Source organism: Streptomyces sp. CBMA29, from assembly GCF_014596445.1.
GTDB lineage: Bacteria > Actinomycetota > Actinomycetes > Streptomycetales > Streptomycetaceae > Actinacidiphila.
Genome location: NZ_MECL01000115.1, coordinates 56,765 through 83,341 on the forward strand (window position 1 = coordinate 56,765; position 26,577 = coordinate 83,341).

Here is a 26,577-nt window from a genome sequence, read left to right on the forward strand (position 1 = left end):
ACATCAACGCAACGCCTGCGCCGCCCGCCGATAACCCAGCGCGTCGGCCCCGGCCGCTTCCCGAAGCGCCCTGACACCCTCGGCAGCGAGAACGTCCTCCGCTCTTCCCTGACAAGCGATCTCAAACTCGAGCAACGAACTCTGCGCCTGCCCGTCAATTACTGAAGGCCAACCACCTGCCGCCTCCAGAGCTTTCCCCTTGATCCTCTGCAGCGATTCACCGGGATGAACTTCACTAATGAACTCGAGAACCATCCGAGTCATCTCGACACCAGCAACGAAGAATGCCGAAGCGTCCATCGACTGCAAGTACCTAGAACTCAGCGAATTACAATCTTCAATAGCACCACGAACGATGCCCTGATTCAATTCTCGACGCCCGGATGCCGCAACCATTCCGGACTGGATTCCAGCATCTACGCCATAGTAATCCTCATCCAGTCCACTCGCCTCAGACAGAATATACAGCGCACCCCCAACTCTGACAGCAGTCGCGCAGGCCAGCGCCTTTTCTGCCGAATAATGAAATTGACTTTGAGAATCAGACACAAAATCTCCCCTCAACAATCACTCTACGGCTACAAGTGAACCTACTTCCATATCGCAGACCTATCGGACGTCAATGTCGCCCCCCTCCGGGTCAAGAAAGCTTCACACATCGTCGAATACCCCGGAGCAGCGCCGACCGCGACGTCGGCGCAGTTCGCCGGCTCCGTCGGGCTCGGTTACCTGACCAGCCCGCCACGACCGACACGGGAGGTGACCTCAACGGGGACGGCATTCCTGACCTCCTCGCGATCGACAACACGAGCCACCTGCGTTTCTACCCGGGCACCAGCTCCGGCAAGTCGAGCAACGGGCCCACCATCGGCGGTGGTTGGGCGGGGGCGGACATCAGTCACCGCGGGGACTGGACCGGTGACGGCTATGAGGATCTGATCGCCCGTCTACCCAATGACAGCGCCCGTCTGTGGGTGTATCCCGGTGACGGATCGGGCGACTTCGGCACCCGCCGTCCGCTCAACCGTCCCTCGGGATCGCCGAGCGCCGACTGGTCGCAGACCACGGCGGTGATCTCGGTCGGCGATGTGGACGGGGACGGGCTGGGGGATCTGTGGACCCGGAATCGCAGCACCGGGGTGCTGACCCAGTACCTGAACGACGCCGCTGATCCGCAGGGTCCGGGGGCACCGCTCGGACGGGGCGGCAACCGCACGACCATCGGCTCCGGATTCAACGGAAGCACACCGGGGGTGGCGGCCGTCGGCGACGCGGATGGTGACGGCCACCCCGATCTCTGGGCGACCTGGACGTCGGACGATCACCTCCACTTCTACGCCGGTGCCGGTTATCCCACGGCACCGCGCGGTTTCGCCGCGCCGGTCGATGCCAGCGGAGGAGGCTGGACCAGCGTGATCGACGCCATCTCCTGACGCGAGCCCGGCCACGGGCATACGGGAGAAGGGGCACCCCCGAGGGGGTGCCCCTTCCTTTGTCACGGTGTTCGCGTGACGTCAGGCCCAGTCGTCCTGGTCCGCGTCGCTCGACTCGGAGCCGAGGCGGTCCTGCGACGGGTCCTCGACGTCGGAGCGGCGGTCCTGCTGCCCCTGGTCCTGCTGGGTGCCGCGCTGCATGTTGTCGCGCGCGTCGTCCGCGGACTCGGCCGCCTTGTCGCGCTGGTCGCCGGCCGCGCCCTTGGCCTTGTCGGCGAACTCGCTGGCCTTGTCCTTGAACTGGTCGAAAGCGCCCATGATCACTCCTCCTGGAGTCTGTGGGGATGGGGCCTCGACCAGACTTACACGGGTGTGCGAAGTGCGCATCTCGGGACGAAAAGCCCAGCGCGACAAGGGCTTTGGGGTCACGGAGCGTGAGGCTCAGCCGGTCGGTCCCGTGGTCGCGCCGGCCGATCGGGCCGTCTCGTCGGCGGCGCCGCCCCGGCCGACGAGGCCGCGGTGGGTGCCGGCCGCGCGGGCGAGGGCGGGTTCGACCTGCCGCATCTGCCGCTGCCCGAGGGCGCCGCCGATGACGGACGGAAGATAGCCGCGGACGGACTGCATGCCGCGCAGCCACGCCTGGCCGTAGACGTGCGGGGAGCGGCGGACGATCCCGGCGGCGATACGGTCGACGGCGGGTTCGAGCGGATAGGTGCGGTTGGCGGGCCAGGGCAGCTTGGAGCGCAGGCCGCGCAGGACGTCGTCCTCGTCGGCGCCGCGCACCATGTCGGTGTCGGTCCAGCTCAGGTAGCCGACGCCGACCTTGACACCCTTGTGGCCCACCTCCCCGCGCAGGCAGTGCGCGAACGCCTCGACGCCCGACTTGCTCGCGCAGTACGCGGCCATCAGCGGCGCCGGGGTCAGCGCGGCCAGTGAGGCGATCTGGAGCAGATAGCCGCGCGACCGCAGCAGCGCGGGCAGGAAGGCGCGGGCGGTGGTGATGCTGCCCAGCAGATTGACCTGGATGACGCGGTCGAACGCCTCGGGGTCGGAGTCCAGGAAGGGGCCGCCGGTGGCCACCCCCGCGTTGGCGACGACGACGTCGACCCGGCCGAAGCGCTCGGCGACCTCCTCGGCCACCGCCGCCATCGCGGCCCGGTCGGTGACGTCGGCGGTCCACCAGCCCGCCCGCGCCCCGATCGACTCGGCGACCTTCTTCAGCTCGTCCGGCTCCAGGCCGACCAGCGCCAGCGTCGCCCCGCGCGCGGCGAGCTTGCGCGCCAGCAGCGCCCCCACCCCGCGCGCCGCCCCTGTGACCACCACGACCTGCCCGTCGAGCGAGCTGTCCGTACGGCTGCTCATGCGCTCTTCTCCTCTGTACGTGTGTCGGTGCGCGGGTCGTCCGCCGCGCGGGCGTCGCCGGATACGGCGCCCACCCGCAGATAGGCCGCGGCCAGCTTCCGTACCGCCGCGACCACCGCGCTCGCGTCCTCGATCGGGGTCATGTGGCCGAGTCCGGGCAGCTCGATCAGGTCGGTGCAATTCGGCAGGGCGGCGGCCATGCCGCGCGCGTGCACGGGAGGGGTGAGCTTGTCGGCGGTGCCGACCAGCACGGCCGTGGGCGCGCTGAGCGCGGCCAGTTCCGCGTCGAGGTCGAGCGCGGCGAGCACCCGCCCCCACTCGGAGCGCTGGCGCGAACCGCAGGCGTGCACGATACGGGCGGAGAAGGCCACCTGCTCGCGGGTCGAACCGGACGCCAGCACGCCGTACTTGAGCGCCGCGCGCGAGACCGGGGTGACCGGTCCGAGCGGCAGCCGGGACACCAGGAGCTGCCGGTGGAAGGCCCGCCGGACGCGCCGGGAGCTGAAGCGGGGCGGCAGCACCTGGGTCGAGCCGAGCAGCCGGGCGCTGCCGGTGCTGGTCATGAGGACGGCGGCCGTACGCTCCTGGACGGCGGTACGCCCGGAGGCCGCCATGATCGTCATACTGCCCATGGAGTGGCCGACCAGCACGGCCTTCTCACCCCCGTAAGTACCTCTAACACCGTCGCCAGCGCCTTCGCCCGCGCCTTCGCCCGCATCGTCGCCCGCCCCATGAACGTCGCGAGCATCACGACCGTCACCGGAAGCACCCCCCGGCAGCACGGCCGTCACCACCGCCTCCAGATCGTCGGCGAGCTGCGTCGTCCCGTACCCCGCCCGCGACCGCGGCGACGCGCTGCGCCCGTGCCCGCGCTGGTCGTACGCGATGACCCGGAAGTCGGCGGCGAGCGCCCGGACGACCGGGGCCCAGAACAGGGTGGAGCAGGTCCAGCCGTGGGCGAGGACGAGCGGCGGGCCGTCGGCGCGGCCGTACTCCTCGACATGGATCCGGGTGCCGTCGGCGGAGACGACGGTCAGCTCACGGCGGGCGCGTACCGCCTCGTAGGGCACCGTCATGACACGGCCTCCACGGCCTCCACGGCCTCGCGCCGGCCCGCGACCGGGGCCAGCACCTCGTATTCGGAGAGTTTCAACTGCCGGGTGGCGCGCCGGAATTCGGCGGTGGTGCCGGGCCAGGCGGTGGTGTTGCGGCCGTTCGCGTCGAGATACCAGCTCTTGCAGCCGCCGGTGTTCCAGACAGTACGGGCGGCGCGGCGCTGCATCTCCTCGTTCCAGGCGGTGACGGCCTCGGGCCTGGCCTGGAGGGCGGCGGCGCCGGTGGCGTCGAGGGTGCGCATGAAGTCGGCGACGTAGTTCAGCGACGACTCGATCATCAGGATCATCGAGCTGTTACCGAGGCCGGTGTTGGGGCCGATGATGAACAGGAGGTTGGGGAAGCCGTCGACCGCGCAGCCGCGCAGCGCGGCCATGCCGTCCTTCCAGTGCTCGGCGAGCGTACGGCCGTCGGCGCCGGTCACCCGGTCGCCGATCGGCATGTCGGTGACGTGGAAGCCGGTGCCGAAGACGATCGCGTCGACCTCGCGCTCGGTGCCGTCGGCGGTGACGATCGTCGAGCCGCGGACCTCGCTGAGCGCGGAGGTGACGACCTCGGTGTTGGGCTGCGCGAGCGCCGGATAGTAGGTGTTGGACAGCAGGATGCGCTTGCAGCCGATGGTGTAGTCGGGGGTGAGGCGGGCGCGCAGTTCCGGGTCCTTCACCGACCGCCTCAGGTGGTTGGCCGCGATCCGCTCGGCGGCCTTGAGCAGCTTCGGGTGCCGTACGAAGGCGCCGACCTGGAACTCCCTGATCAGCCAGAGCAGGCCGCGGCGCGCCTTGGCGGTGGCCGGGACCTTGCCGTGCAGCCAGCGCTCGGCGGCGCTGACCCCGCGGTCGACGCGCGGCATCACCCACGGCGGGGTGCGCTGCACGACGGTCAGCCGGGCGACCTCCGGCTGGATGGACGGCACGATCTGGATCGCGGACGCGCCCGTGCCGACCATGGCGACGCGCTTGCCCTTGAGGTCGAAGTCGTGGTCCCAGCGCGAGGAGTGGAAGACGCGCCCGGGGAAGTCCTCGATCCCGGGGATGTCGGGGATCTTCGGGTCGGACAGCGGCCCGGTCGCGGAGACGACGACATCGGCGGTCAGCTCGCCCGCCGCGGTCGTCAGATGCCAGCGGTTCGCGTCGCCGTCCCAGCGGGCCCGCCGCACCTCGGCGCCGAACCGCAGGTGCGGGCGGAGCCCGAAGGTGTCGGTGACCCGCTCCAGATACGCCCGGATGTGCTCCTGCCCGGAGAAGGCGCGCGGCCAGTCGGGGTTGGGCGCGAAGGAGAACGAGTACAGGTGCGACGGTACGTCGCAGGCGCAGCCCGGATAGCTGTTGTCGCGCCAGGTCCCGCCGACCGAGTCCGCGCGCTCCAGGACCACGAAGTCCGTGATGCCCTCGCGCCGCAGCCGTACCGCGGCCCCCAGCCCGCCGAACCCGGACCCGATCACCGCCACCCGCACGTGTTCGAGCTCGTCCATGGCACCGCCTTCCGCCGACTTCCGCCGACTTGTGCCCCCGTCGATCATGCCAGCAATCACTGGCGCGATCTGGACTGTAGACCATGCCGGGTTACCTCCGGTAGGGGTTGGGGTGGAAGTCGTCCGGACGCGGGGGCGTGCGATGGGGCGCGCGGAGGCGTACGACGGGGTGCGCGGTGGGGCGTACGGACCCGGACGAGAGGCGTACGGCGGGGGCGTGCACGTCCGGACCCCGGGGCGCTCGAGGGAGCGTACGGGTCAGGACACGGCGGCGTACGGCGAGGCGCGCGGCGGCGGATGTCACGACGGAATACCTGCCCAGGGGCGGGGTCGGGCAGCCCCGAACAGCACATAGGCTGGCCGCGTGGACGACAACGGAAGCGGCGGCGCGGGGGGCGGAAGCAGGGGCGGCGGAAGCGGCGGCGGCGCGGGGCGCAGCGGCGGCGCGGGGGGCGGCGGCGGCACGGGGGGCGGCGGCTCAGCTCACGGCGCGGGCGACGGCGCGGGCGCGGAGCGCGAGTACCGCGTGGAGGAGCTGGCCAAGGCGGCCGGGATCCCCGTCAGGACGCTGCGGTTCTACCGTGAGCGGCGACTGCTGCCGCCACCGCGGCGGGACGGCCGGATCGCCTGGTACTCCGAGGCCCATCTCGCCCGGCTGCGGACCATCGCGGGGCTGCTGGAGCGCGGCCACACCCTCGGCGGCATCGCCGAGCTGATCGCCGCGTGGGAGAACGGCCGCACGCTCGGCGGCGTCGCCGAACTGCTCGGCCTGGAGGGCGCCCTCACCGCGCCCTGGTCGGAGGAGACCCCGGTCCGCCTCACACCGGAGGAACTGGCCGACTACTTCGGCGAGGACGTCACCCCGGAGAATCTGACGACGGCCCTCGACATCGGCTACATCGGCGTCGACGGCGAGAACGTCATCCACATCAGCCGCCGCCTGCTCGACGCCTCCGCCGCCCTCGTCCACGAGGGCGTGCCGCTGGCCGCCGTCCTCGCCGCCGGACGCGGCGTGCGCGCCCACACCGACGCGCTCGCCGACCTCTTCACCCAGGTCATCCGCACCCACGTCATCGGGCCCATGGACGACCTCCCGCCCGCCGAGGCCCACCGCATAGCCGAGTCGCTGCAACGCCTGCGGCCCCTCGCCAAGAACATCGTCGACGCCGAAATGGGGCTCGCGATGGAGCGGCGGGTACGCGCCGAGATCGACGCCTGGCTGCGACAGCAGGCGGAACGGGCGGAGGGCGCTGCGGAAGCTGATGCGGACGGCGGTACGGAAGCACGTACGGACGGCGGTACGGACGGCGGTACGGAAGCACGTACGGACGGCGGTACGGACGGCGGTACGGAAGCCCGTACGGACGGCGGTACGAAAATCGGTACGGACCCGGCCGGACCCACCGCCGGCGGCTGACGTACGGACCTCGCCCGACGTACCGCCCGCGTCTGCCCCGTCACATCACCCCGCACATCGCGAGCGCGCCGCCGCACGACCTGCGAGAGTGGACCCAAGGCCGTACCGACCCGGGAGGTGCCCCGTGCGACAGCCCAACGACTCCTCGGCAGACCAGGCCATTCTGGGCCGGATCAGCGCGATGGTCGCGGACGAGAAGGCGCTGCGCGACCTGCTCGCCGCAGGCAGCATCGACGGCGTGACGGAACAGGAGCGGCTCGCCGCCCTCGAGCGCGAGCTCGACCAGTGCTGGGACCTGCTGCGGCAGCGCCGCGCCCTGACCGACGCGGGCGAGGACCCCGGCGACGCGAAGGTCCGCCCGGCCTCCACCGTCGAGAACTACCGCTCATGACCGACGGCGCCGCCTCCGTCCACGCTGACGTCACGGTCACCGACGCGCCCGCGAGCAAGCGGTACGAGGCGCGTATCGGCGACGACATCGCCGGGGTGGCCGCGTATCTGCGCACCCCGGACATGATCGCGTTCATCCACACCGAGGTGAAGGACGCGTACGAGGGCCGCGGCGTCGGCTCCGCGCTCGCCCGTACCGCCCTGGACGCCGCCCGCGCGCAGGGCCTGCGGGTCCTGGCGATCTGCCCGTTCTTCGAGGGCTGGCTCGGCAAGCACCCCGAGTACGCGGACCTGCTGTACGTACCGGCGAGCAACGTCTCCGACTGAGGCCGCACAGGGACGAGCCGGACCTATGGACATACATACGTCCGTACGACCGGACGCACATGCTCGACATCAACGTCGGATTTCCGCCAGACCGGAAGCCTGACGACGGGCGATGCTGGTGGGGTGAACAAGGATACGGACGCGGATACCGCCGCGGAATCGGATACGGACGCAGATACGGCATCGGACGCGGATGCGGATGCGGACGCGGGCAAGGCCGCGAGCAGGATCGCCGCCAGGGCAACGGTCCAGGACTCCAGGCCGGCCGGGGCCGTCCCGGACTTCGACACGTGCGTGCGCGCCGTCCGGTCGAAGGACGCCCGCTTCGACGGATGGTTCTACACCGCGGTGCTGACCACCCGCATCTACTGTCGCCCGAGCTGCCCCGCGGTGCCGCCGAAGGCCGAGAACATGACCTTCCACCCGAGCGCCGCCGCCGCGCAGCAGGCCGGATTCCGCGCCTGCAAACGGTGCCGCCCGGACGCCAGCCCCGGCTCGCCGCGGTGGAACGAGCGGGCCGACCTGGTGGCGCGCGCGATGCGGCTGATCGCCGACGGGGTGGTGGACCGCGACGGGGTGCCGGGCCTCGCGGCGCGGCTCGGCTACAGCGCCCGGCAGGTCGAGCGGCAGCTGCTGGCGGAGCTGGGCGCCGGGCCGCTGGCCCTGGCGCGTGCGCAGCGCGCGCAGACCGCGCGGCTGCTGATCGAGACGAGCGCGATGCCGATGGGCGAGGTGGCCTTCGCGGCGGGCTTCGCCAGCATCCGCACCTTCAACGACACCGTGCGCGAGACCTTCGCGCTGTCGCCGAGCGACCTGCGGGCGCGGGTCGCCAAGGGGCGTCCGCCCGCGGGGACCGGCACCCTGTCGCTGCGGCTGCCGTTCCGCCGCCCGCTCACCCCGGACAATCTCTTCGGCCACCTGGCCGCGACCGCGGTACCGGGCGTCGAGGAGTGGCGGGCGGGCGCGTATCGGCGCACGCTGCGCCTGCCGCACGGGACCGGGATCGTGGCGCTGCGGCCCCAACCCGACCACATCGCCTGCCAGTTGTGGCTCACCGACTGGCGTGACCTGGCCCAGGCGATCAGCCGTTGCCGCCGGTTGCTGGACCTGGACGCGGACCCGCAGGCGGTGGACGCGCTGCTGTCCGCGGACCCGGTGCTCGCGCCGCTGGTGGCGAAGGCGCCGGGGCGGCGGGTGCCGCGGGTCACGGACGGGCCGGAGTTCGCGGTCCGCGCCGTACTCGGGCAGCAGATCTCGACGGCGGCGGCCCGTACGCACGCCGCCCGTCTGGTGCTCGCGCACGGCGAGCCCGTCACCGACCCCGGCGGCGGCCTCACCCACCTCTTCCCCGCTCCCGCCGCGCTCGCCGGACTCGACCCCGCCGCCCTCGCGATGCCGCAGACCCGCAGGAACACCCTGGCCGCGCTCGTACGGGCCCTGGAGAGCGGCGAGTTGGACCTCGACGTCGGCAGCGACTGGGGACGGACCCGCGCCCAGCTCTCGGCGCTGCCCGGCTTCGGGCCGTGGACGGTCGAGACGATCGCGATGCGGGCGCTCGGCGACCCGGACGCCTTCCTGGCCACCGACCTCGGCGTGCGGTACGCCGCCCGCGACCTCGGCCTGCCGACGACTCCGGCGGCGCTGGTACGGCACTCCGCCGCCTGGTCGCCCTGGCGGGCCTACGCCACGCAGTACTTGTGGGCGACGGGTGATCACCCGATCAACGTCCTGCCCGACGCCCGGCCAGGCTCCCAGCCCGACTTCCAGCCCAACGCACGGCCCGACACACAACCCAACACCACTGATGAGAAAGAGACTTCACCCTCATGACCGTCAACAGCCCTGCCCCCTCGGCGGAGCACCCGGTCCACACCGTCGTGGACAGCCCCTGCGGCGAACTGACCCTCGTCGCCCGCGACCGCACCCTCACCGGCCTCTACATGACCGAGCAGCGGCACCGCCCCGCGCAGGAGACCTTCGGCCCACGCGGCGACAGCCCCGTCTTCGCCGCCGCCCGCGCCCAGCTCGACGCCTACTTCGCGGGCGAACTCACCCGCTTCGACCTGCCGTTGGCGATGTCGGGCACGCCTTTCCAGCAGCGCGTCTGGTCGGCGCTGCGCGACATCCCGTACGGCGAGACCGTCTCGTACGGCGAACTCGCCGCGATCCTCGGCAATCCCACCGCCTCCCGCGCGGTGGGCCTGGCCAACGGCAAGAATCCGATCGGCGTCATCGTGCCGTGCCACCGCGTCATCGGTGCGGGCGGCGATCTGACGGGCTACGGCGGCGGGCTGCCGCGCAAGCGGTGGCTGCTGGCGATGGAGAACGGCGTCCAGCAGCCGGTGCTGCTCTGAGGTGCGGGAGCCTCGTCAGCTCTCGACCAGTGCCGCGGGTACCGGCCGGGCCGGTTCGGTGTCGCCGTCCTCCTCGGGGCGGCGCCGCCCGCGCCACCAGCCGAACGCCGCGAGGGCCGCGACGCCGAGCAGGCAGGCTCCGCCGATCGCCTCGCCGAGGTGCAGGCCGGGCGGGGTGAAGGAGCAGGAGACCGAGGTGGCGCCCTCGTTGACGGGCACGGAGATCAGCCCCAGGTAGGAGCGAGCGGGGCGCGCGGAGCCGTTGTCGGTGGCGCAGCTCCAGCCCTTGATGGCCGGGGCCGCGACGACCGCGAATCCGTGCGCGCCGGAGGGGAGTTGGGCGCTGATGCCGTCGTCCGTCACATGGACGCGGGTGGCGGCGCCCGCCGCCAGCCTCCGCTCGGCGGCGGCGAGCCTGCCCCGGTCGAGGCAGCCGATACCGTCCAAGGAGAGCGTGCCGGGCTCCAGGGCCCGTACGTTGAGGGCGAACTTCCCGCCGCCGCCCGGCACTTCACCCAGGCGCTCGACGGGGGCGCGGTGGGTGGGCATCCGGCCGAGGAAGTTGACCGGCGCGGCGCCGGGGAGCGTGACCCGGCCCTTGAAGTCCGGTGCCCAGAAGTACACTTCGCTGCCCGCGGGGCAGGACGTCCGCAGCGAGTACGTACTCGTCCGCGGATGCCGTACGTACCCGGTGATCCGGTACCCCTTCGGGGTCCGCGGCATCAACCGGCCCTTGCTGTCACGCAGTTCGGTGGTGGTCGGGGTGTAGACGGCGGAGCCGAGCAGCAACTCCTGGTTCCGGTACGGCGAGAGGCCGTAGCGCGCGGCCGGTGCGGCGTCGCGCATCGTCACCAGCGGCGGCACGTCCTGCCGGGTGACGGTCGGCGGCACGTTCGGCGGCGGGTTCACATGCACCTGGTGCGGGTCGCGGCGGGAGTGGACGCGCGCGCCGACCGAGAAGATGACATCGGTGACGGGGTTGTCGAGGCTCTGCAACGACCGGCCGCGCGAGGTCCAGCCGCCGCCGAGCGCCATCAGGGTCTTCGTCCACACATCGGCGGTGAGGCTGCTGTAGTACTGCGCGCCCTGGCCGTCGACCATCAACGGGTCGTTGCCGACGGTCTGTTCGCGTCCCGGATCGGTGCGGTAGTCCGGCCAGCCGTCGGCCTTCGCGATGGCGTCGTACTGGTACGTCTCGCGCTGGCCCCACTGCCCGTAGTCGTCCATGGTCGCCAGCCGCTTCCTGACGTCCCAGGCGTTGGTGAACGCCGACTGCCCGATCTGGGCGCCGATCAGCAGCGTCGCGGCCAGCACCACGGGCAGCGTGGCGGTCGCGGAAGCCTTGGTGGGCGCGGAAGCTCCGGTGGCCGCGGAAGCTCCGGTGGCCGCGGCGCCGGTCCCCGCGGCCCCGCCCGGTGACCGGTCCGCCGCCCAGCGCAGCAGCGACAGGGCGCCGATCGTCGCCACGAGGCCGAGCGCGAGCAGCGGATACGTGCCCTGCCCGGTGACGCCCTCCTCCGCGCCGAAGCGCGTGACGGCCACCAGGGCCGCCATCACGCCCGTCGCCCAGGCGAGTTGACGCCGGCCGGGCAGGCCGTGCGCGAAGGCGAACCACCCGGCGATCACCATCATCCCGCTGAGCACGAACGTCTCGCGGTACGCGCTGCCGTTGGGCGTGGTGAAGGCGTGCCACAGCAGATGCGTCGGCTTCCACTGGAACGACGCCGTGACCACCAGCACCAGCACCGTCCACACCGTGCGCGTGCGGCGCGGCACCGCCGGGTGGAAGGGCAGCGCGAAGGCCAGCAGCAACGCCGCGGTGTCGATGTACGTGGACGGCGTCGCGAAGCCGTACGTGCCGGGGAGCATCCGGCCGAGCAGGTCCGACCACGGCTTGGGCTCGAACTCCTGCACCAGGCCGGGGTAGGCGAGCTTCGTCCCCTTGAAGATGGTCAGCACCAGCGGCGCGGACAGGCCGATGCCGAGCACCATGCTGCGCGCGGCCCTGCCGAGAGCGCGCAGCCACTCGCGCGGCTCACGCGTACCGCCGGGGCCGGGGCCGCCAGCGTACGGTGCGCTCCCGTCCGGTGCGGTCGTGTCGTCGCGGTCGGGCTCGGTCAGCAGCCGGGCGATGAGGACGAGCCCCGCGCCGATCGTCGCCATATACGCGGTGTAGAAATTCGCGATCCAGCACAGGGCGACCACGAGGACGCTCAGATACGGCCGCCGCGCGGTCCGCGCCCACTCCCCCACCAGGCACAGGAGCGGGAAGGCGATCAGGCCGTCCAGCCACATCGGGTTGTACGACGCGAGCATCACCGTCCAGCCGCACAGCGCGTACGACGCGCCGAGCGCGCCCGCCGCCCACCACCGTCCGGGGCGCAGCGCGAGCAGCAGTACGGCCATCGCCGCGGCGGCGGCGCCGATCTTCAGCACGGTCACGGCGTAGACGGCGAGGTCGATCCGGTCGCGCGGGAAGAAGGCGACCAGCAGCGCGAAGGGGCTGGAGACATACGTGCCGAGGTCCGGCAGGAAGCTGCTGCCGTAACCGGACTGCCAGTTGAGCAGCAGCCCGCCGTCGGCCCTGCCGTGCAGCAGGTCCCACAAGTGCGCGTGGTAGGGGACGAACTGGTTGCCCAGGTCATTGACACTGCGCGTGCGCGAGCCGAACGGGTAGCTGCCCGCGACCGCGTCACCGACGCAGAAGGCGACCGCCGCCACGCCCGCGGCGAGCAGCGCCGCCCGTGTGCGCGCGATGAGGAACCAGGACCTCACCCGCCCGACCGCTCCCGGAGGGACTTCTTGAGGTGCCATCGGTTCCCCCGGTACGCATGTTCTGTGAATGTCGCCAGATATTAGGCATCCCCGACAGACAGGAACGCGACATTCCACCGTCTCCAAGGTGAACGTCACACACCCGCCCGGTGCCCGAAGGCAGCCGGACGGGTGGAGGATCACACAACGGACGACGTCACCAGGTGCCGCGTCCGACTGGACGAAGCCACAACCGACGGCGTCACATCATCAGACGCGTACGGGTTCGTGCTCCTCCTGCGAAGCACCGGTCCCCGAGGCGCCGCCGTCGGAGTCCACCGTGTCACCGAGGCTCTTGCGAAGCTGCTCGCCCTCGACGTCCACATTGGGCAGCGCGCGGTCGAGCCAGCGTGGCAGCCACCACGCGGAACGCCCGAGCAGTGCGAGCACCGCGGGGACGATGGTCATACGAACGATGAACGCGTCGAAGGCGACCGCGATCGCGAGGCCGAAGCCCATCATCTTGATCATCGACTCGGAGGAGCCGATGAAGCCCGCGAAGACGCTGATCATGATGACCGCCGCGGCGGACACCACCCGCGCACCGTGGTTGAAACCGGTGACGACGGCCTGGCTCGGCGACTCCCCGTGGACGTACGCCTCCCGCATCCGGGTGACGAGGAAGACCTCGTAGTCCATCGCGAGACCGAACACCACGCCGATCATGAAGATCGGCATCATGCTCATGATCGGCCCGGTCTGCTCCACGCCCATCAGGCCGGACAGCCAGCCCCACTGGAAGACCGCCACGACCGCGCCCAGCGCCGCGAGCACCGACAGCAGAAAGCCGAGCGCCGCCTTGAGCGGCACCAGCACCGACCGGAACACGAGCATCAGCAGCAGGAACGCCAGGCCGACGACCAGCGCCAGATACGGCACCAGCGCGTCGTTCAGCGTCTGCGACACGTCGATGTTCATCGCCGTGGTGCCGGTGACCAGGACGTCCGCCCCGGTCGTACCGGTGAACTCACCCTGATGCCCGCGGATCGCGTGCACCAGGTCCTCGGTCTGCGCGCTGCTCGGCTTGGAGTCCGGCACCACCGAAAGGGTGGCCGTGTCGCCCTTGGTGTTGAAGGCGGGCGCGTTGACCGTCCTCACATCGGGGAAGCCGGTGATCGTCGTCCTGATCTGGTCGACCGCCGCCTTCGGGTCGTCGCTCGCCGCGGCGTCGACCACCACCATCAGCGGCCCGTTGAAGCCCGGCCCGTAACCGTCGGACAGCAGGTCGTACGCCTTGCGCTGGGTCGTGCTGACCGGCTGCGAACCGTCGTCGGGCAGGCCCAGTTGCATGCTCGCCATCGGGATCGCGGCCAGGCCCAGCGCCACGACGCCCGCGACCAGGATCGGCACCCGGCGGCGTACCACCATGCGCGCCCAGCGGGTGCCCATGTTCGGCTTGCCGGTGTCGGCCGCGCGCCCCTTGCGGACCTTGCGGCTGAGCGCCTTCGGTCCCGCGAAGCCGAGCAGCGCGGGGATCAGGGTGAGCGCGATCAGTACGGCGATGGCGACGGTGGCCGCCGCGGCCAGCCCCATCTTGGTCAGCATCGGGATGTTGACCACGGCCAGGCCCGCCAGCGCGATCAGCACGGTCAGACCGGCGAAGACCACCGCGGAGCCCGCCGTGCCGACCGCCCGGCCGGCCGCGTCCTCACCCTCTCGGCCCTCCATCAGCTCATGCCGGTGCCGCGACACGATGAACAGCGCGTAGTCGATACCGACCGCCAGTCCGATCATCGACGCGAGTGTGGACGACGTACTGGACAGACCGAGCGTGCTGGCCAGCGCGGTGATCGACGCGATGCCGATTCCGACACCCATGATCGCGGTCAGCAGCGGAAGCCCCGCCGCGACCAGCGAACTGAACGTGATCAGCAGCACGACCGCCGCGATGCCGACACCGATGATCTCGCTGTTCCCGGTCTCCACCGACGCCTGGAGCGCCGTACCGCCGGTCTCCACCGTCAACCCGGCGTCCCTGCCGTGCCGCGCCGCGTCCTCCAGCGCCGTGTGCGTGGCGTCGGTGATGTCGGTGGACTTGGCCGTGTAACTGACCGACGCGTAAGCAGTGGTGCCGTCCTTGCTGATCGCGTCACCACCGGCGGCGAACGGATCGGCGACCGTCGCCTTCTGCGGTGTGCTCTTCAGCTCGGCAACGACCTTCTCGACCGCCGCCTTGTTCGGCCCCGCGGTGATCTTCTGACCGTCGGGTGCCTGGAAGACCATGCGCGCGCTCGCGCCGTCGGCGTTCGTGCCGGGGAAACGCTCGTGCAGCAGGTCGAACGCCTGCTGCGCCTCGGTGCCGGGCACCGTGAAGTTGTCGCTCGGCGCGGACGGCGCGGTCGCCGCGCCGACACCGGCGAGCGCCAGCAGCGCCACCCATATCAGTACGACGAACCGCCGTCGCCGGAAAGCGAGCCGGCCCAGCTTGTAGAGGAATGTGGCCATGGGGGCATGGGCTCCCGTCAGGAGGATGGAAATGTGGGCGTGAGGAACCAGCCCGACGACGAGAGCGGCGTGTCAGGTGGAGCGGTGGTGCGGGGAATGTCGCACTGAGGAAGTGGTGCTGAGGTGCTGAGTCGTGCTGAGTGGCGCTGGGAGAAGTCAGATCACATCAGTGGCCGGCGCGCTTCGTCACGACAAACGCAGGGCGGGGACGACCACCGCGTCGATGTATCTGTGGGAGAAGTCGGGGTCGGGGTCAAGACCTTCGATGATGGGCCGCGCCAATGCGGCCCCGAACAGCAGGTGCGGGACGAAGTCGCGTGCCGGATTGTCGGCTGCCAGCTCGCCGCGGTCCACGGCACGCTGCACAAGAGCCCGGAAGCTGACCAGCTCCGGCTCGATGAGCAGCTCGCGCAGGGCGCGGAACAGGTCCTCGTTCCTGAAGGCCGCGTGAGCGAGCCCGCGCATGAGTTCCTGGTCCCGCTTGGTCTCGTCCTGGTCGTGACAGCGGATGAGTTCGTGCAGGTCACCGCTGAGCGAGCCCGTGTCGATGTCCGCCGTGGACACCGACTTGGAGTGCCGCAGCGCGGTGGCCACAAGTTCCGGCTTGCCCTTCCACTGGCGGTAGAGGGTCGCCTTGCTGGAACGCGTACGGGACGCGACCGCGTCCATCGTCAGCGCCTCGTAGCCGACCTCACGCAGCAGCTCGACCACCGCCGCGTAGAGCTCGTGCTCGCGCTCGGGGGTCAGGCGCGTACGACGCGTGGCGGAAACCTCAGCCGTCATGTCGCCCTGCCCTCCGAGTCGAAACGATGTCGTACACATCACCATAGACGGCCCACGATCGAAACGCCACCGTTTCGATCGTGGGTCGTATCACGTCCGCGCCGCTCAACCGTGCCCGCGCCCTCGCGCGTACGGATTCGCACCCGCCCAGGTGCGGCCCAGAGGCCGACGCCTGACGCGGAGCCGGTTCAGGCGGGAAGCGCCAGCGTGTGACCGGTGTGCTCGACCTTCGCCCGCAGGTAACTCACATTCGCCGCCGACACGTGGACGGCGGTCGGAATCCGCTCGATCACGTCCGTCCCGAGCGCGGTGAGCTGCCGCGCCTTGTCCGGGTTGTTGCTCAGCAGCCGTATGCCGTCGACCCCGAGCGCCGCCAGCATCTGGGCAGCCGCGGTGTAGTCCCGCTCGTCCTCGCCGCGCCCGAGCGCGCGATTCGCCTCGTACGTGTCGAGGCCGTCGTCCTGGAGCGCGTACGCGTCGAGCTTGGCGTACAGACCGATCCCCCGGCCCTCCTGCCGCAGATACAGCAGATACCCGCCGGTCTCCGCGATCCGCTCCACCGCCTCGCGCAACTGCGGCCCGCAGTCACACCGCTCCGACCCGAACACGTCCCCCGTCAGGCACTCCGAATGCGGTCTGACCAACGGCGCCTCGGCGCCCTCGTAGTCACCGAGCCCCAGCGCCAGGTGCTCCTTGCCGTCCACCAGACCGGTGAACGTGAACACGTCCGCCGTCGTCCCCCACCCGTCCGAGAACCGCAGCGGCACCCGCACCTTCGTCCGTATCCCGGCGGCCGGCAGCGGATTATCCCCGCCCCGCGCCGCGTTGACCGCCGTGACCGACACACCGGCCGACACCTTCGACGCCATGCTGCCCCCCTCGTAAGATCTTGAAATATCAAGCTCTTTTGGCAGTCCGATTATTTCCCCCACCCCAAGATGTGACCCACGCCACACACCCGAGTCCCCCCCATAAGGCCGCCCCCCCCTTGATCGCCTACGCACTCGGCTGGCCCCCGCCCCCACCGGCGGGCGGTGCCACCGGTTGCCCCACCTCGTACGTGAGATAGGCGAATTGGCCGACCTGCCGCACGTCCGTCAACCGCAGCCGCCCTCCGTCCAGCCGCCTGGGCAGCAGCGGCGCCCCCGCCCCCAGCGTCACCGGCGCGACGCCGAGGATGATGTCGTCCAGCAACCCGGCGTCCGCGAAGTTCCCGACCAACTCGCCGCCGCCGAGCAGCCACACGTTCTCCCCGTAGCCGTGGCCGCCACCGCTCACTTCCCGCGCGGCGGCCACCATCTCCGCGTGCACCGGCCGTACGTCACCCTGGACGAAGCGGATGTCCGCCCCCGGCACGGCGGGCAGATCGTCCCGGTGCGTGAAGACCCAGCACGGCCGGTCCCCGTACCAGCGCCGCCACTCCTCCGGCCGCTCCACCACCTTCTCGTGCTCCAACACCCAGCGGTACGTCGTCGCGCCCATCGCCAGCACCCCGACGCCCGCCATGAAGCGCTCGAACGGCTCTCCGGGTTCGGTGTCCACCTCGAAGAGCCAGTCGAGCGAATTCGCCTCATCGGCGAGGAATCCGTCGAGCGTGGTCGCTGTGTAGTACTGAGTCCTGGTCACCGTCACAGCCTGCCACCCACCACTGACAATTGCCCTTGAAGCGGACATCGGCGCAGGTCAGCCGCGCTCAACACGGTGGCAGCGGCGGCCGATCCCGGACCCGGGAACGGGACCGGCTCGACCTCAGACCCCGAGCTGCAACGCGGCGGCGTCCACCGTCTGAGCCAGCAGCACGGCGATCGTCATCGGCCCGACCCCGCCCGGCACCGGCGTGATCAGCCGCGCACGACCGCGGGCCGTCTCGAAGTCCACGTCGCCGACGTTGCCCGCGTTGTACCCCGCGTCGATCACCACCGCGCCCGGCTTGATGTCCTGACCCCGGATCAGCCGGGCCCGCCCCACCGCCGCCACCACGACGTCCGCCTCCGCGACCACCGCGGCCAGGTCCGCGGTACGCGAGTGGCAGTACGTCACCGTCGCGTCCTTCCCGAGCAGCAGCATCCCGACCGGCTTGCCCAGGATCGCGCTGCGGCCCACCACGACGGCGCGCTTCCCCGCGAGCCCGACCTCGTACTCCTCCAGCAGCCGCATGATGCCGCCCGGCGTGCACGACACGAACCCCGGCAGGCCGAAACTCATCGCGCCGAACGAACTGACCGTGACGCCGTCGACGTCCTTCTCCGGCGCGATGGCCTCGAACGCCGCCCGCTCGTCGATGTGCGGGCCCACCGGATGCTGCAACAAGATGCCGTGCACCTCGGGGTCGGCCGACAGCGCGCCGAGCGTCTCCACGAGTTCCGCCGTACTGGTCTCCGCGGGAAGCGCCACATGGCGCGACAGGATTCCGGCCTTCGCGCTGCGCGACTGCTTCATCCGCACATACGTCACCGACGCGGGATCCTCGCCCACCAGCACCGTCGCCAGGCACGGCGCGAATCCTGTGCGCCGCGCAACGATCGACGCCTTGGCGGCGGTCTCCCCCATGATGCGCCGGGCAAGACCGGCCCCGTCCATGAGCTGCGCGGTACGTGTCGATGCCATGGTTGCCTCCAGGCGTGTTCAGTCCACTCGCCCAGGCGCACGGCACCGACGTATGCGTCAGGCCGCTCCCCGGTGGTACTCCACCTCAGCGCCAGTCACGGCCCACCCGCACTCTATCCGGCCCCGCCGCCGCTGTTGCGTGTCGCCGATGACGGGCCGGGGCCGTACGCCGCCCTGAAGAGCTCCGCCGCCCAGAACAGTTGCGAACGGACCCCGGAAACGACAAAAATCCCGTCCGATCATGAAGATCGGCGGGATTCCGTCACACGTTCCTGAAATCGCTCAGGAACGGTCTTGTTGTGGACCTGAGGGGATTCGAACCCCTGACCCCCTCGATGCGAACTACGGGCGGGGAGATCATTGAGGTCATCTACGCAGTTCGGAGGTGGCGCCAGGCGTGCTGAAGGGCATTGCCGGACATGCTGGTTGCTGTACCCCACTGCTGTACAACCAGCGGACTTGTGGCTGAACGAGCGGGCCGCCCGGCGAGTGCGATTGCGCCATCCGGGCCGCCCATCGGCCTTCAGAACCTCAGGCCGAGAGCCGCCCCGCGCACTTCCGCGATGACCGTGTCCCTCAATCCCGAAATCCTCCGTGCCCATGGCCGGTTAGAAAAATCCGGCATGGAGAATAACGAAGTGCTCAAACCACCCAAACCGGGGAATTACGCGAATCGTCCACGCGCAGATGACGGCCGGTGATTCCGGCCGCCCGCATCAGCCGCACGACCCGCTTGTGGTTCACCGCCGGGCCGCTCTCGCTCAGCTCGCGGGTAATCTGCGGCACCCCGTAGGCACCTTTCACGGCCCCGTGAATACTCCGGATCTGCCCGGTCAGCTCCGCCTCCGCCGCAGCCCTGGGCCCGGCGGGCCGGCTCCGTGATACGCCAGCGGCAGAAACCGGACCGGGATACGCACAAAATTCTGCACAGCCGCTGTATGCCGTACTCCTCATGGTGTTCGGAGATGAACCGCCAGCGGCCGGTCATCGGCCCATCTCGTCGCAAAATACTGAGCACTCTTCCGCAGGATCTCTTTCTCCAGCTCCAGCTCACGGACCTGCTTACGCAGCCGCTTCAGTTCCTCGCGCTCGGCCGGAGTCACCGCGTCTCCGTCCGCGCCGTTGGCCGACTGGGCCTTGCGGACCCAATGCCGCAGCGATTCGGCGTTGACGCCGAGGTCCTTGGACACCGAGCCGATCGACCGGCCGGTGGACAGCACCAGCTCGACCGCGTCCCGCTTGAACTCCTCCGGATACCGAGCCGCACCCGCCTGGACGCCTCCTCCTCGAATCCCACGATCCGATCTTCAAGAGATGTCCACAATCCGGGGCAAACCTCACCGGGTTCATCGCCCCCTGATGCGTCGGATGGTCCATACGATTGCGATGCCGACCACACATCCGCCTGCCGACCACGGAATGCTCGGGTGACCGTCGTTTGTCCGATAGCCGATGTACGCCGCGAGCCAGGTTATAGCAAATGCAAGTATGAAGCCGAATTGCCGGGTTCTCATGCTGTTTTCCGTTCGTTGATGGGTTCCGGCTATGCAATCTTCACTGCGAGTTACCCGTGGCGCCGGGCGAGCTATTCTCGCCCGGCGCCACGGGTACTGTGGGCACCGGTCAGGATGTCGCGAAGCGTAGACGACAGCGGGAATTCGTGCAGCCAGCCTTCCAGTTCGGTCGGAAGTAGTTCGACGGATAGGGTCCGTAGTAGGTCGTGTAGTAGTTGAGCGTGAACTTGAACCGCTCTGTGTAGCCACAGATCGGAATGAACTTGGTCATACATGCCTGCGCCCAAGCATCGACGCGCCACGCGGCGTGGTACGCCGTCTTGGCGGTCGCATATGGCCAGCCCAGCGATACATGCCACCCGAGCATATTGGTCCAACCGTATTGGTACACGTCAGCGTTCAGTACGGAGCTGGTGATGCGATTGCGGGAGCCAGTGCACACCTCTGCATGCAGTTTGAACTCAGCAATTTTCGCGCGGACGCTTCCTTCGCGGATGTAGTACGTCTTGTTGTAATAGCGGCATGCGGTGCCCGACGCGTCGATGTTGTTGACAGGGTCGCCGCAGCCGTATTCGTAGGGGTTGCAGCTGCCCCCTGCCACGGGGTCGGCGCTGAGGAACCGGCCCTGAACAGGCGAGTACACCCGCATACCCATCACTATGTTGCCGTCGGCGTTGTCGTACGCCCGCTGGTATCGGCCGAGCCAGCCGTAGCGACTGGTGACGCTGTCTACCTTGGGGTTGCCGTACTCGTCGGTCCTGGACACCGTCACCGGCTGTAGCGCGTCCAGCGGCAGTTGCACGCTGATGTCACCGTGCAGGGTCGTCAACTGCAGCGTGGTGGCGCCGGTGGCGCCGGTGGTGGCCTCCAGTCCGCCGTCCAGGCCCTCGACGCTCCTGGTGACCGTGCCGTCGGCGCCTTGCACCACCCAGGCCGGCGAGTCGCCGTCACCCGCGTAGTGGCTGGTGGTGGTTGTGGTGGTGCTCCAGGTGCCGTCGGTGTTCTTGGTTTCGGTGGTCCAGGAGGCCAGGCGGCCGCCAGAGTCGAGGCTCCAGGTCTGGCGTGCGCTCGCGGTGGTCTCCTGGTGAATGAGGTCGGTCGTGTAGTAGTCGAAGGTCACGCCGGTGGCCTGCGCGGTGGTGCGACCGAATGCGTCATAGGCGGTTCCGGCGGTGCTCAGGCGGTCGGAGCTGTCGTAGGTGGCCGAGGTGGACACGGCTCCCGAGGAGGAGCAGGGGTCACCTGGCGCGCTGTTGCTCACCGCCAGCCGGATGCGGTTGGAGTCGGCGTCGAAGCCGTACGTGCGGCGGGTGCACGTGCCGTCCGACGAGTTGTCATCGGTGCCGATGAGGCGTCCGACGCTGTCGTAGGCGTATTGCTGCGCGGCCGTGTCGCCGTCGGTGCCGTTGTGCACCACTGTCTGGCCCTGCGCGGACTGCTCGACGGTGTCCGAGGCCACCACCGTGCCGTCGCTGTCACGTGTGTACAGCTTCGCCACAGGCGCTTGGGTCTCGTCGTGAGTCACCGTCATGGTGTAACCGCCGGGCAGGTGCTCGGTGGTCAGGTCACCGTCCGCGTTGTAGTCGGCGGAGAAGGTGCCGGCGACGGAGTCGGTGCGCGATGTCTCGATCCCCCGCGGATCCTTGCTGGTGTCGTAGGCGAAGGTGGTGGTGGACGGAGCGGAGTCCGCCATCTGGAGGGGGCGGTCCAGTGCGTCGTAGGTGGTGCGGGTGGTGTTGCCCATACCGTCGTCGTAGGTGATGGCGCGGCCGAGCGTGTCGTAGGTGCGGGTGACGGTCTTGCTTCCGCTGGTGGTGGCGATCGGGCGGCCGGTTGTCGTGTCGTAGGTGGTGGCGATGTCCGCCACTGCGGTGCCGACCCCGCCGGTCACACTGACCCTGACTGGGCGCTCCGCCGAATCGTAGGTGCTGGTGGTGGTGCGGGTGACGCCGTTGGCGGTCTCCGTGGTCTTGGTGACCTGCCCCGCCCAGTCGTACTCCAGCGTCTTGGTGGGTCGCTGGGTGGGGTTGGTCCCACCGCCGGTAATGGCCGCCGCGGGACCTATCGAGCAGACCATGTCTGCCCACTCCGGGCGGCCGTTGCAGGCACCGCTGCCGGAGGCGGAGTAGTACGTGGTCACCGTGGTGCTCGCATCCGATCCGTTGGACCTGGGCTGGATGGCCTTGATCGCCCTGCCCTGGGTGTCGTAGGTCGTGGACGTGGTGATCTTCTGGCCGTCCGGGTCCTGGATGGTGGAGGTCGGCAGGCCCTTGGTCCAGTCGTACCTGGTCGCCGTCACCCGGACATCGGCGTCGGCAGGGTAACTGTCGACGTACGCACCGGTGGTCACGGTGGTGGGCAGGTCACTCACCGTCGCGCTGCCGTCGGTGGGACGGTCTTCGTCGTACGCCGTGAGCGTGTGCCTGCGCACCGCGACCTGGCTGCCGGCCGGCAGATCGGTGCCGCCGGCCCCGGCCTTGAGGACGCCGGTCAGGGTCGCATGGTGCAGCGGCCCGTACTCCTCGAGCTCACGGCCGCCGTCGACGGCGTATACATGCACGGTGGACAGGCGCCCTGCGCGATCCGCCGGGGACATCTCGCTGATGCCTAGGGCGGTGAGCTCGTCGAATCCCGCGCCGGAGGTGGCGAGCGCCAGCTCACGGTTACTGGCGGACAGTTCCCGCACCGGGTTGCCGAGGTGGTCGTACTCGGTGGTGGTGAGGTGCCCACCGGGCGCGGCGTCGTTGACCTCGCGGCCCGAGGCGTCGGTGTAGGTGAGCGACGCGCGAGCGTAGCTGCCGGAGCTCAGGCTCGCACCGTCATGGGAGGCGGGCACTTGGTCGGCCGGGAAGACGGCGGTGGCGTCGGTCGGTACATCCGTCTGCCCCCAGGTCGCGACCGTTGAGGCCCCCATCGCCAGCGGAGCGGTGCTGCCTGTCAGCGGCACGTCGTACACCAGCGAGGTGACGGCCTTGCCGCCATCGGGTTGGTCCTGCGATCCGGCCTGCAGCGTGGGACGGGATGCGGCCAGCAGCATGCCGCTGCCCGCCGTGGCCGCGTTGCCGGCCTTGCCATAGGTGAAGGTCCACGGCAGCTCGCCGGGCGGGGTCAGCGTGGCCAGGCGGCCGGAGGCGTCATAGCTGTACTTGGTGAACAGCGACGGCGTCACCTGCGGGTTCCACGTCTGGCGCAGGTAGCCGGTGGAGTCGTACTGGTACATCTGCGCCGACTTCGATGTCGCCGCCGCTGCGCCGGGGCCGGTCGACCAGAGCCGGACCTCGCGCAGCTGGCCGGCGAAGTCACCCAAGCTCGTGCTCGTGGCGGTTGTGGAGGTGGCGTAGACGAATTCCACCAGTCGGCAGCCCTTCGTCGCCGGCGTCGACGCGCAGGTGGCCGCCGTCACCGCCGAGGTCGGCGCGACCAGGTACTTGGGGCGGGCCAATGTCTTACCGCCCACCGCGACCTTCTCCGACACCACCGTGCTGGTGGAGTCGGACGTGGCCAGGTAGCTGGTAGCCATCTGCCAGGTCTTCGCCGACGGGTCGACTTTCGCGAACGTCGTCGTGGCGCCCTGGCCGTCGGTCAGCTTAAAGGACCCGGTCAGACTGCCGGTCAGGATCAGCTTCTCGGCTCCGGGCTCGGGCTTCCAGCCGCCGGCCGAGGTCGCCGTGAAGCCGGTCGCGATCCCGGAGGAATCGACCACTGCGACCGAGGTCGCCGAGGTCTGCCGTACGTAGTCCCAGTCCGATGCAGGCGCAGCCACACCGGAGACCCACTGAGGCCCGAGGATCGGCGTTTGCCCCTCCGCGTCACTGCCTGCGGTCGGCTGCCGCGAGGAGAGCGTACGCGAGAAAACCTGCCCGAAGGCGGAGACGTCCTGCGCCCCCACGCCGTAGTCGCCGGTGAGGGCGTTCACCGAGCCGGGTCCCACATCGACCGACGGGGCAGAGCCGACGTTGCGGTCCACGGTGACCGTGCTCGGCGGGGAGTTGTCGGACAGGGTGCCGTCGGTGAAGACAGCGCGCAGGTCGACCGGGCCGTCCTGGGCGAGGGTGTCGGTGATGTTCCAGGTCAGCGCGGCCGGAGCGCCGCCCGGTGCGGCGAAGGGCCAGGACGTGACCGGCGCCCCGGAGGAGCCGACGGTGACGTTGGCGGTGGGCACGTTGCGCCAGGTGTCGGTCTCTCCGATGCGGTACTGGTACGTCACTCCGGTCGCGGACGGCTTGCCCTCGGCGGTCAGGGACACCCGGCGGGCCGGGCGGTCACCCTGCCCGGGAGTCAGCAAAGCGGCACCGGAACCGGCGTAGAAGGCATAAGACGTACCCGAAGCGACATTCCCAGCCCGGTCGTGCGTCTTCGCGGTCAGCGTGTGCTTGCCCGCCCGGAACGTCAGTGACTTCGTGAACGTGGCACCCGTGGTGGCGGTGGTATTCGACGCCCCGGAGTCCAGCTGCCACACGACCTGCGCCACATCGCTGGTTGGCGGAGTGAAAGTGAACGCGCCGCTGAAATTCCCCGTGGCGTCCGGGGTTCCCGACCACACGTTCGAGGGGAAGTCGGTTGATGAGACCGAGGTGTTGGCCGGGGCTTTGGTGTCGATGATCAGGGACTTGGCCGCCGTCCACGCGGAATAGTCGCGGCCGTCGTAGGCCCTGACCTTCCAGGTGTACGAGCCGTCCGTCAGGGCCGTGGACACCTTCCACGTACCGGCGCTGCCGGAGTTGACGAACGCCGAACTCCCGGACGCCTTGACCGTGGTCCCGGACAGCACCTGGTAGTCCAGCCGCACGGTGTCGCTGTTGGCGTCGGTGGCCTTCGCCGACAGCGTCGGAGTCGCGCTGGCCGCGTAACCGTCGGTCGCTGTCGGCGAGGCCGCCAGCGAAGTCGGCGTGGTGGGCGGGGTGTTGTACGTGATCGACAGCGAAGCGGCGCTGGAGAACCGCTTGAACTGCACCTCGTTCGTCTCACTGCTGTTGACCAGCACAAAGGTCACGTTCGACCAGTGATTCGCCGCCGCGTTCGTGACCTGGTTCATGAAACTGAACGTCCCCGACGGGCTGGAACTACACGCCGGACCGAAGTTCACCGAACTCTGCTGGGCCACCTTCCCCGGTGCGTTGGCCCAGGTGGTGGAGGCGCTGATCGGGTTGGTGGACCACGCCTGGACACCGTAGGACGTGGTCGCGCACGACGCGGAGTAACTCTCCGTCATCTTCATGTCGGCGCTCAGCACCGTGCCGCCCCAGATCGCCGTGGGGATGCCGACCTGGTAATAGGTCCGCTCGATTCCCTTCGGGGAGGAGAAGCCCTGGTATCCCACGCCGTTGCCGTTGGACGGGCTGGAGTCGTAGTTCGACGTGTTCGGATACGCCTGCTGCACCTCGTTCCAGTGCAGGCGGCTGCCACTGGCCGGGTGCGGCACATAGGCGGGGTCGATGTAGACCGGGAAGACCGTGCTCTTCGCCGTCAACAGCCCGCGGTCGGGCGTCAGATGGAGCTTGCGGTCCTTCAACGTGGTCTTCACCGCCGCATGGTGGGCATGCGAACCCGGCCCCTGGGCGGTGGAACGCGTGCCCGCACGCGGCTTCACCCTGTCCGCCTGCGCGGATACGAGCCCGGCAGGGCTGTTCCCGCCGCCCGCCGCAGCAGGCTCGGCGCTGGTCGCCGAGTCCCACATCACCGGCGCCGGAGAATTCACCAGCAGACGGCCGGCGCCATCGGTCACCGTCAGATTCCCACCCGCGTCCGTCGCCGCGGTCACGCCATTGCTGGTCGACACGCTCTGCACCAGATCCGACAGCCCCGGATCCAAGGCCGCCTCGGCGGACCTGACCACCAGCGTCTCCTCCACCCCGCCCTTCAGCGAAGCGGTCAACTCAAGGTCCACGTCCTTCAACACGTTCGCGTACGTCGCCTTCGCACCCGACAACGCCGGCATCGGCAACGCCGTCGGCCACGTCAGCGACAGGTTCCTGCCGTCGACCGTCATCGACACCAACGGCCCCGAACCACCGCCGGACAGCACCAGATCCGTCTCCGCCGCCACCGGCACGACGCTGCCGTCGGCCCCGAGCTGAAGCGTGGGGTCCAGATCCACCCACGAACCGCCGCGCTCAGTCCACTTCGGCTCAGCGAACGCGGTGTACGTCACCGTCCCATCAGCGTTCACGAACGTCTGCGAAGCATCCGTACGCTCGCTCAACGCCTCGATCGCCCGGCCCTGCAACCGCGCCATCAACCGCGCCGACGGCACGTCCTGCGCCTCCGCCACCCCGTACGACGGCGCCGACGCGACCGTCCCCTCCCCCTCGGACCGAGGCGCCGCGAACGCCACCCCCGGCTCCCCCGCCACCGTCGCCGCCTCGACCACCAGCGTCAACACCGCCAGCACCGACACCCGCCGCAACCAACGCGACACCGGTCTCCCCGGACCGCCCGACCCCGAACGCCGAGCGTCCCCCCACCCTGACCTCACGAACCCTCCCCAGAGATCGCACAGTTGCTCAATCAAGCAACCGGCAGATCTTCACACATCCACCACACAGAA

Annotated in this window: 20 protein-coding genes and 1 riboswitch; of the genes, 6 read left to right on the plus strand and 14 right to left on the minus strand. The window is 70.0% G+C overall.

Features of this window, described 5'->3' with window-relative positions; translation table 11 throughout:
• Window positions 1-3: 3 nt before the first annotated feature.
• Entirely contained in the window at window positions 4-549 is a 546-nt protein-coding gene (locus BGM09_RS16760; protein WP_188282402.1) for a hypothetical protein, read from the minus strand.
• Between the two features lie 35 nt (window positions 550-584).
• On the opposite strand from BGM09_RS16760, the gene BGM09_RS16765 reads away from it, so the two are divergent.
• Window positions 585-1,433, plus strand: a complete 849-nt coding sequence (locus BGM09_RS16765; RefSeq protein WP_188282403.1) for an FG-GAP repeat domain-containing protein — start codon at window positions 585-587, stop codon at window positions 1,431-1,433.
• An 81-nt stretch (window positions 1,434-1,514) separates the two neighbouring features.
• Here BGM09_RS16765 and BGM09_RS16770 read toward each other — a convergent pair whose 3' ends face one another.
• The 4 genes from BGM09_RS16770 to BGM09_RS16785 all read right to left on the minus strand — a co-directional run bounded on the left by BGM09_RS16770 (window position 1,515) and on the right by BGM09_RS16785 (window position 5,379).
• Window positions 1,515-1,751 carry a hypothetical protein gene (locus tag BGM09_RS16770; RefSeq protein WP_188282404.1) on the minus strand — a complete coding sequence of 79 codons (237 nt, stop codon included), beginning with the start codon at window positions 1,749-1,751 and terminating at the stop codon, window positions 1,515-1,517.
• A gap of 123 nt (window positions 1,752-1,874) precedes the next feature.
• A complete protein-coding gene (locus tag BGM09_RS16775; RefSeq protein WP_188282405.1) occupies window positions 1,875-2,795 on the minus strand; it encodes an SDR family oxidoreductase in 921 nt (306 codons plus the stop codon).
• Window positions 2,792-3,871 (minus strand): alpha/beta fold hydrolase, encoded by a 1,080-nt coding sequence (locus BGM09_RS16780; RefSeq protein WP_188282406.1) that lies wholly within the window; start codon window positions 3,869-3,871, stop codon window positions 2,792-2,794. The genes BGM09_RS16775 and BGM09_RS16780 overlap by 4 nt, the downstream gene beginning before the upstream one ends.
• Complete coding sequence (locus BGM09_RS16785) at window positions 3,868-5,379, minus strand: flavin-containing monooxygenase (RefSeq protein ID WP_188282407.1); 1,512 nt, start codon at window positions 5,377-5,379, stop codon at window positions 3,868-3,870. The genes BGM09_RS16780 and BGM09_RS16785 overlap by 4 nt, the downstream gene beginning before the upstream one ends.
• 364 nt (window positions 5,380-5,743) lie before the next feature.
• Here BGM09_RS16785 and BGM09_RS16790 point away from each other — a divergent pair, with 364 nt between their 5' ends.
• From BGM09_RS16790 to BGM09_RS16810, 5 genes are all read left to right on the plus strand, one after another.
• Window positions 5,744-6,796, plus strand: a complete 1,053-nt coding sequence (locus BGM09_RS16790) for a MerR family transcriptional regulator (protein WP_411158320.1) — start codon at window positions 5,744-5,746, stop codon at window positions 6,794-6,796.
• A gap of 181 nt (window positions 6,797-6,977) precedes the next feature.
• Window positions 6,978-7,187: a DUF2630 family protein gene (locus BGM09_RS16795; RefSeq protein WP_411158321.1), complete on the plus strand. Its 210-nt coding sequence runs from the start codon at window positions 6,978-6,980 to the stop codon at window positions 7,185-7,187.
• The gene (locus tag BGM09_RS16800; protein ID WP_188282408.1) at window positions 7,184-7,513 is read left to right on the plus strand and encodes a GNAT family N-acetyltransferase; all 330 of its coding nucleotides are present in this window, start codon (window positions 7,184-7,186) and stop codon (window positions 7,511-7,513) included. The genes BGM09_RS16795 and BGM09_RS16800 overlap by 4 nt, the downstream gene beginning before the upstream one ends.
• Window positions 7,514-7,741: 228 nt before the next feature.
• Window positions 7,742-9,343 carry an AlkA N-terminal domain-containing protein gene (locus BGM09_RS16805; RefSeq protein ID WP_188282433.1) on the plus strand — a complete coding sequence of 534 codons (1,602 nt, stop codon included), beginning with the start codon at window positions 7,742-7,744 and terminating at the stop codon, window positions 9,341-9,343.
• A complete protein-coding gene (locus tag BGM09_RS16810) occupies window positions 9,340-9,867 on the plus strand; it encodes a methylated-DNA--[protein]-cysteine S-methyltransferase (protein ID WP_188282409.1) in 528 nt (175 codons plus the stop codon). Before BGM09_RS16805 ends, BGM09_RS16810 begins: the two co-directional genes overlap by 4 nt.
• A gap of 15 nt (window positions 9,868-9,882) precedes the next feature.
• Here the strand turns inward: BGM09_RS16810 and BGM09_RS16815 are convergent, their stop codons facing one another.
• From BGM09_RS16815 to BGM09_RS16855, 9 genes are all read right to left on the minus strand, one after another.
• Window positions 9,883-12,681, minus strand: a complete 2,799-nt coding sequence (locus BGM09_RS16815; protein ID WP_188282410.1) for a YfhO family protein — start codon at window positions 12,679-12,681, stop codon at window positions 9,883-9,885.
• A gap of 210 nt (window positions 12,682-12,891) precedes the next feature.
• Window positions 12,892-15,126 (minus strand): MMPL family transporter, encoded by a 2,235-nt coding sequence (locus BGM09_RS16820; RefSeq protein WP_188282411.1) that lies wholly within the window; start codon window positions 15,124-15,126, stop codon window positions 12,892-12,894.
• Window positions 15,127-15,312: 186 nt separating this feature from the next.
• Window positions 15,313-15,909 (minus strand): TetR/AcrR family transcriptional regulator, encoded by a 597-nt coding sequence (locus tag BGM09_RS16825; protein WP_188282412.1) that lies wholly within the window; start codon window positions 15,907-15,909, stop codon window positions 15,313-15,315.
• 188 nt (window positions 15,910-16,097) lie between these two features.
• The gene (locus BGM09_RS16830) at window positions 16,098-16,778 is read right to left on the minus strand and encodes a GTP cyclohydrolase II (protein ID WP_188282413.1); all 681 of its coding nucleotides are present in this window, start codon (window positions 16,776-16,778) and stop codon (window positions 16,098-16,100) included.
• A gap of 127 nt (window positions 16,779-16,905) precedes the next feature.
• Complete coding sequence (locus tag BGM09_RS16835; protein ID WP_188282414.1) at window positions 16,906-17,535, minus strand: dihydrofolate reductase family protein; 630 nt, start codon at window positions 17,533-17,535, stop codon at window positions 16,906-16,908.
• A 123-nt stretch (window positions 17,536-17,658) separates the two neighbouring features.
• Window positions 17,659-18,516, minus strand: coding sequence for a bifunctional 5,10-methylenetetrahydrofolate dehydrogenase/5,10-methenyltetrahydrofolate cyclohydrolase (locus BGM09_RS16840; RefSeq protein WP_188282415.1), 858 nt, complete (start codon window positions 18,514-18,516; stop codon window positions 17,659-17,661).
• Between the two features lie 22 nt (window positions 18,517-18,538).
• Window positions 18,539-18,625, minus strand: a riboswitch (ZMP/ZTP riboswitch).
• Between the two features lie 533 nt (window positions 18,626-19,158).
• Window positions 19,159-19,470 (minus strand): IS3 family transposase, encoded by a 312-nt coding sequence (locus BGM09_RS16845; RefSeq protein WP_188282416.1) that lies wholly within the window; start codon window positions 19,468-19,470, stop codon window positions 19,159-19,161.
• The gene (locus tag BGM09_RS16850; RefSeq protein ID WP_188282434.1) at window positions 19,467-19,808 is read right to left on the minus strand and encodes a transposase; all 342 of its coding nucleotides are present in this window, start codon (window positions 19,806-19,808) and stop codon (window positions 19,467-19,469) included. The genes BGM09_RS16845 and BGM09_RS16850 overlap by 4 nt, the downstream gene beginning before the upstream one ends.
• 331 nt (window positions 19,809-20,139) lie before the next feature.
• Window positions 20,140-26,448, minus strand: a complete 6,309-nt coding sequence (locus BGM09_RS16855) for an RHS repeat-associated core domain-containing protein (protein ID WP_188282417.1) — start codon at window positions 26,446-26,448, stop codon at window positions 20,140-20,142.
• Window positions 26,449-26,577: the final 129 nt, after the last annotated feature.

Coding starts and splice junctions, on each gene's coding strand:
- BGM09_RS16840 (WP_188282415.1), bottom strand. CDS start 18,516: ATGGCATCGACACGTACCGCGCAGCTCATGGACGGGGCCGGTCTTGCC.
- BGM09_RS16825 (WP_188282412.1), bottom strand. CDS start 15,909: ATGACGGCTGAGGTTTCCGCCACGCGTCGTACGCGCCTGACCCCCGAG.
- BGM09_RS16785 (WP_188282407.1), bottom strand. CDS start 5,379: ATGGACGAGCTCGAACACGTGCGGGTGGCGGTGATCGGGTCCGGGTTC.
- BGM09_RS16775 (WP_188282405.1), bottom strand. CDS start 2,795: ATGAGCAGCCGTACGGACAGCTCGCTCGACGGGCAGGTCGTGGTGGTC.
- BGM09_RS16845 (WP_188282416.1), bottom strand. CDS start 19,470: ATGAGGAGTACGGCATACAGCGGCTGTGCAGAATTTTGTGCGTATCCC.
- BGM09_RS16780 (WP_188282406.1), bottom strand. CDS start 3,871: ATGACGGTGCCCTACGAGGCGGTACGCGCCCGCCGTGAGCTGACCGTC.
- BGM09_RS16795 (WP_411158321.1), top strand. CDS start 6,978: ATGGTCGCGGACGAGAAGGCGCTGCGCGACCTGCTCGCCGCAGGCAGC.
- BGM09_RS16830 (WP_188282413.1), bottom strand. CDS start 16,778: ATGGCGTCGAAGGTGTCGGCCGGTGTGTCGGTCACGGCGGTCAACGCG.
- BGM09_RS16815 (WP_188282410.1), bottom strand. CDS start 12,681: ATGGCACCTCAAGAAGTCCCTCCGGGAGCGGTCGGGCGGGTGAGGTCC.
- BGM09_RS16820 (WP_188282411.1), bottom strand. CDS start 15,126: ATGGCCACATTCCTCTACAAGCTGGGCCGGCTCGCTTTCCGGCGACGG.
- BGM09_RS16810 (WP_188282409.1), top strand. CDS start 9,340: ATGACCGTCAACAGCCCTGCCCCCTCGGCGGAGCACCCGGTCCACACC.
- BGM09_RS16770 (WP_188282404.1), bottom strand. CDS start 1,751: ATGGGCGCTTTCGACCAGTTCAAGGACAAGGCCAGCGAGTTCGCCGAC.
- BGM09_RS16800 (WP_188282408.1), top strand. CDS start 7,184: ATGACCGACGGCGCCGCCTCCGTCCACGCTGACGTCACGGTCACCGAC.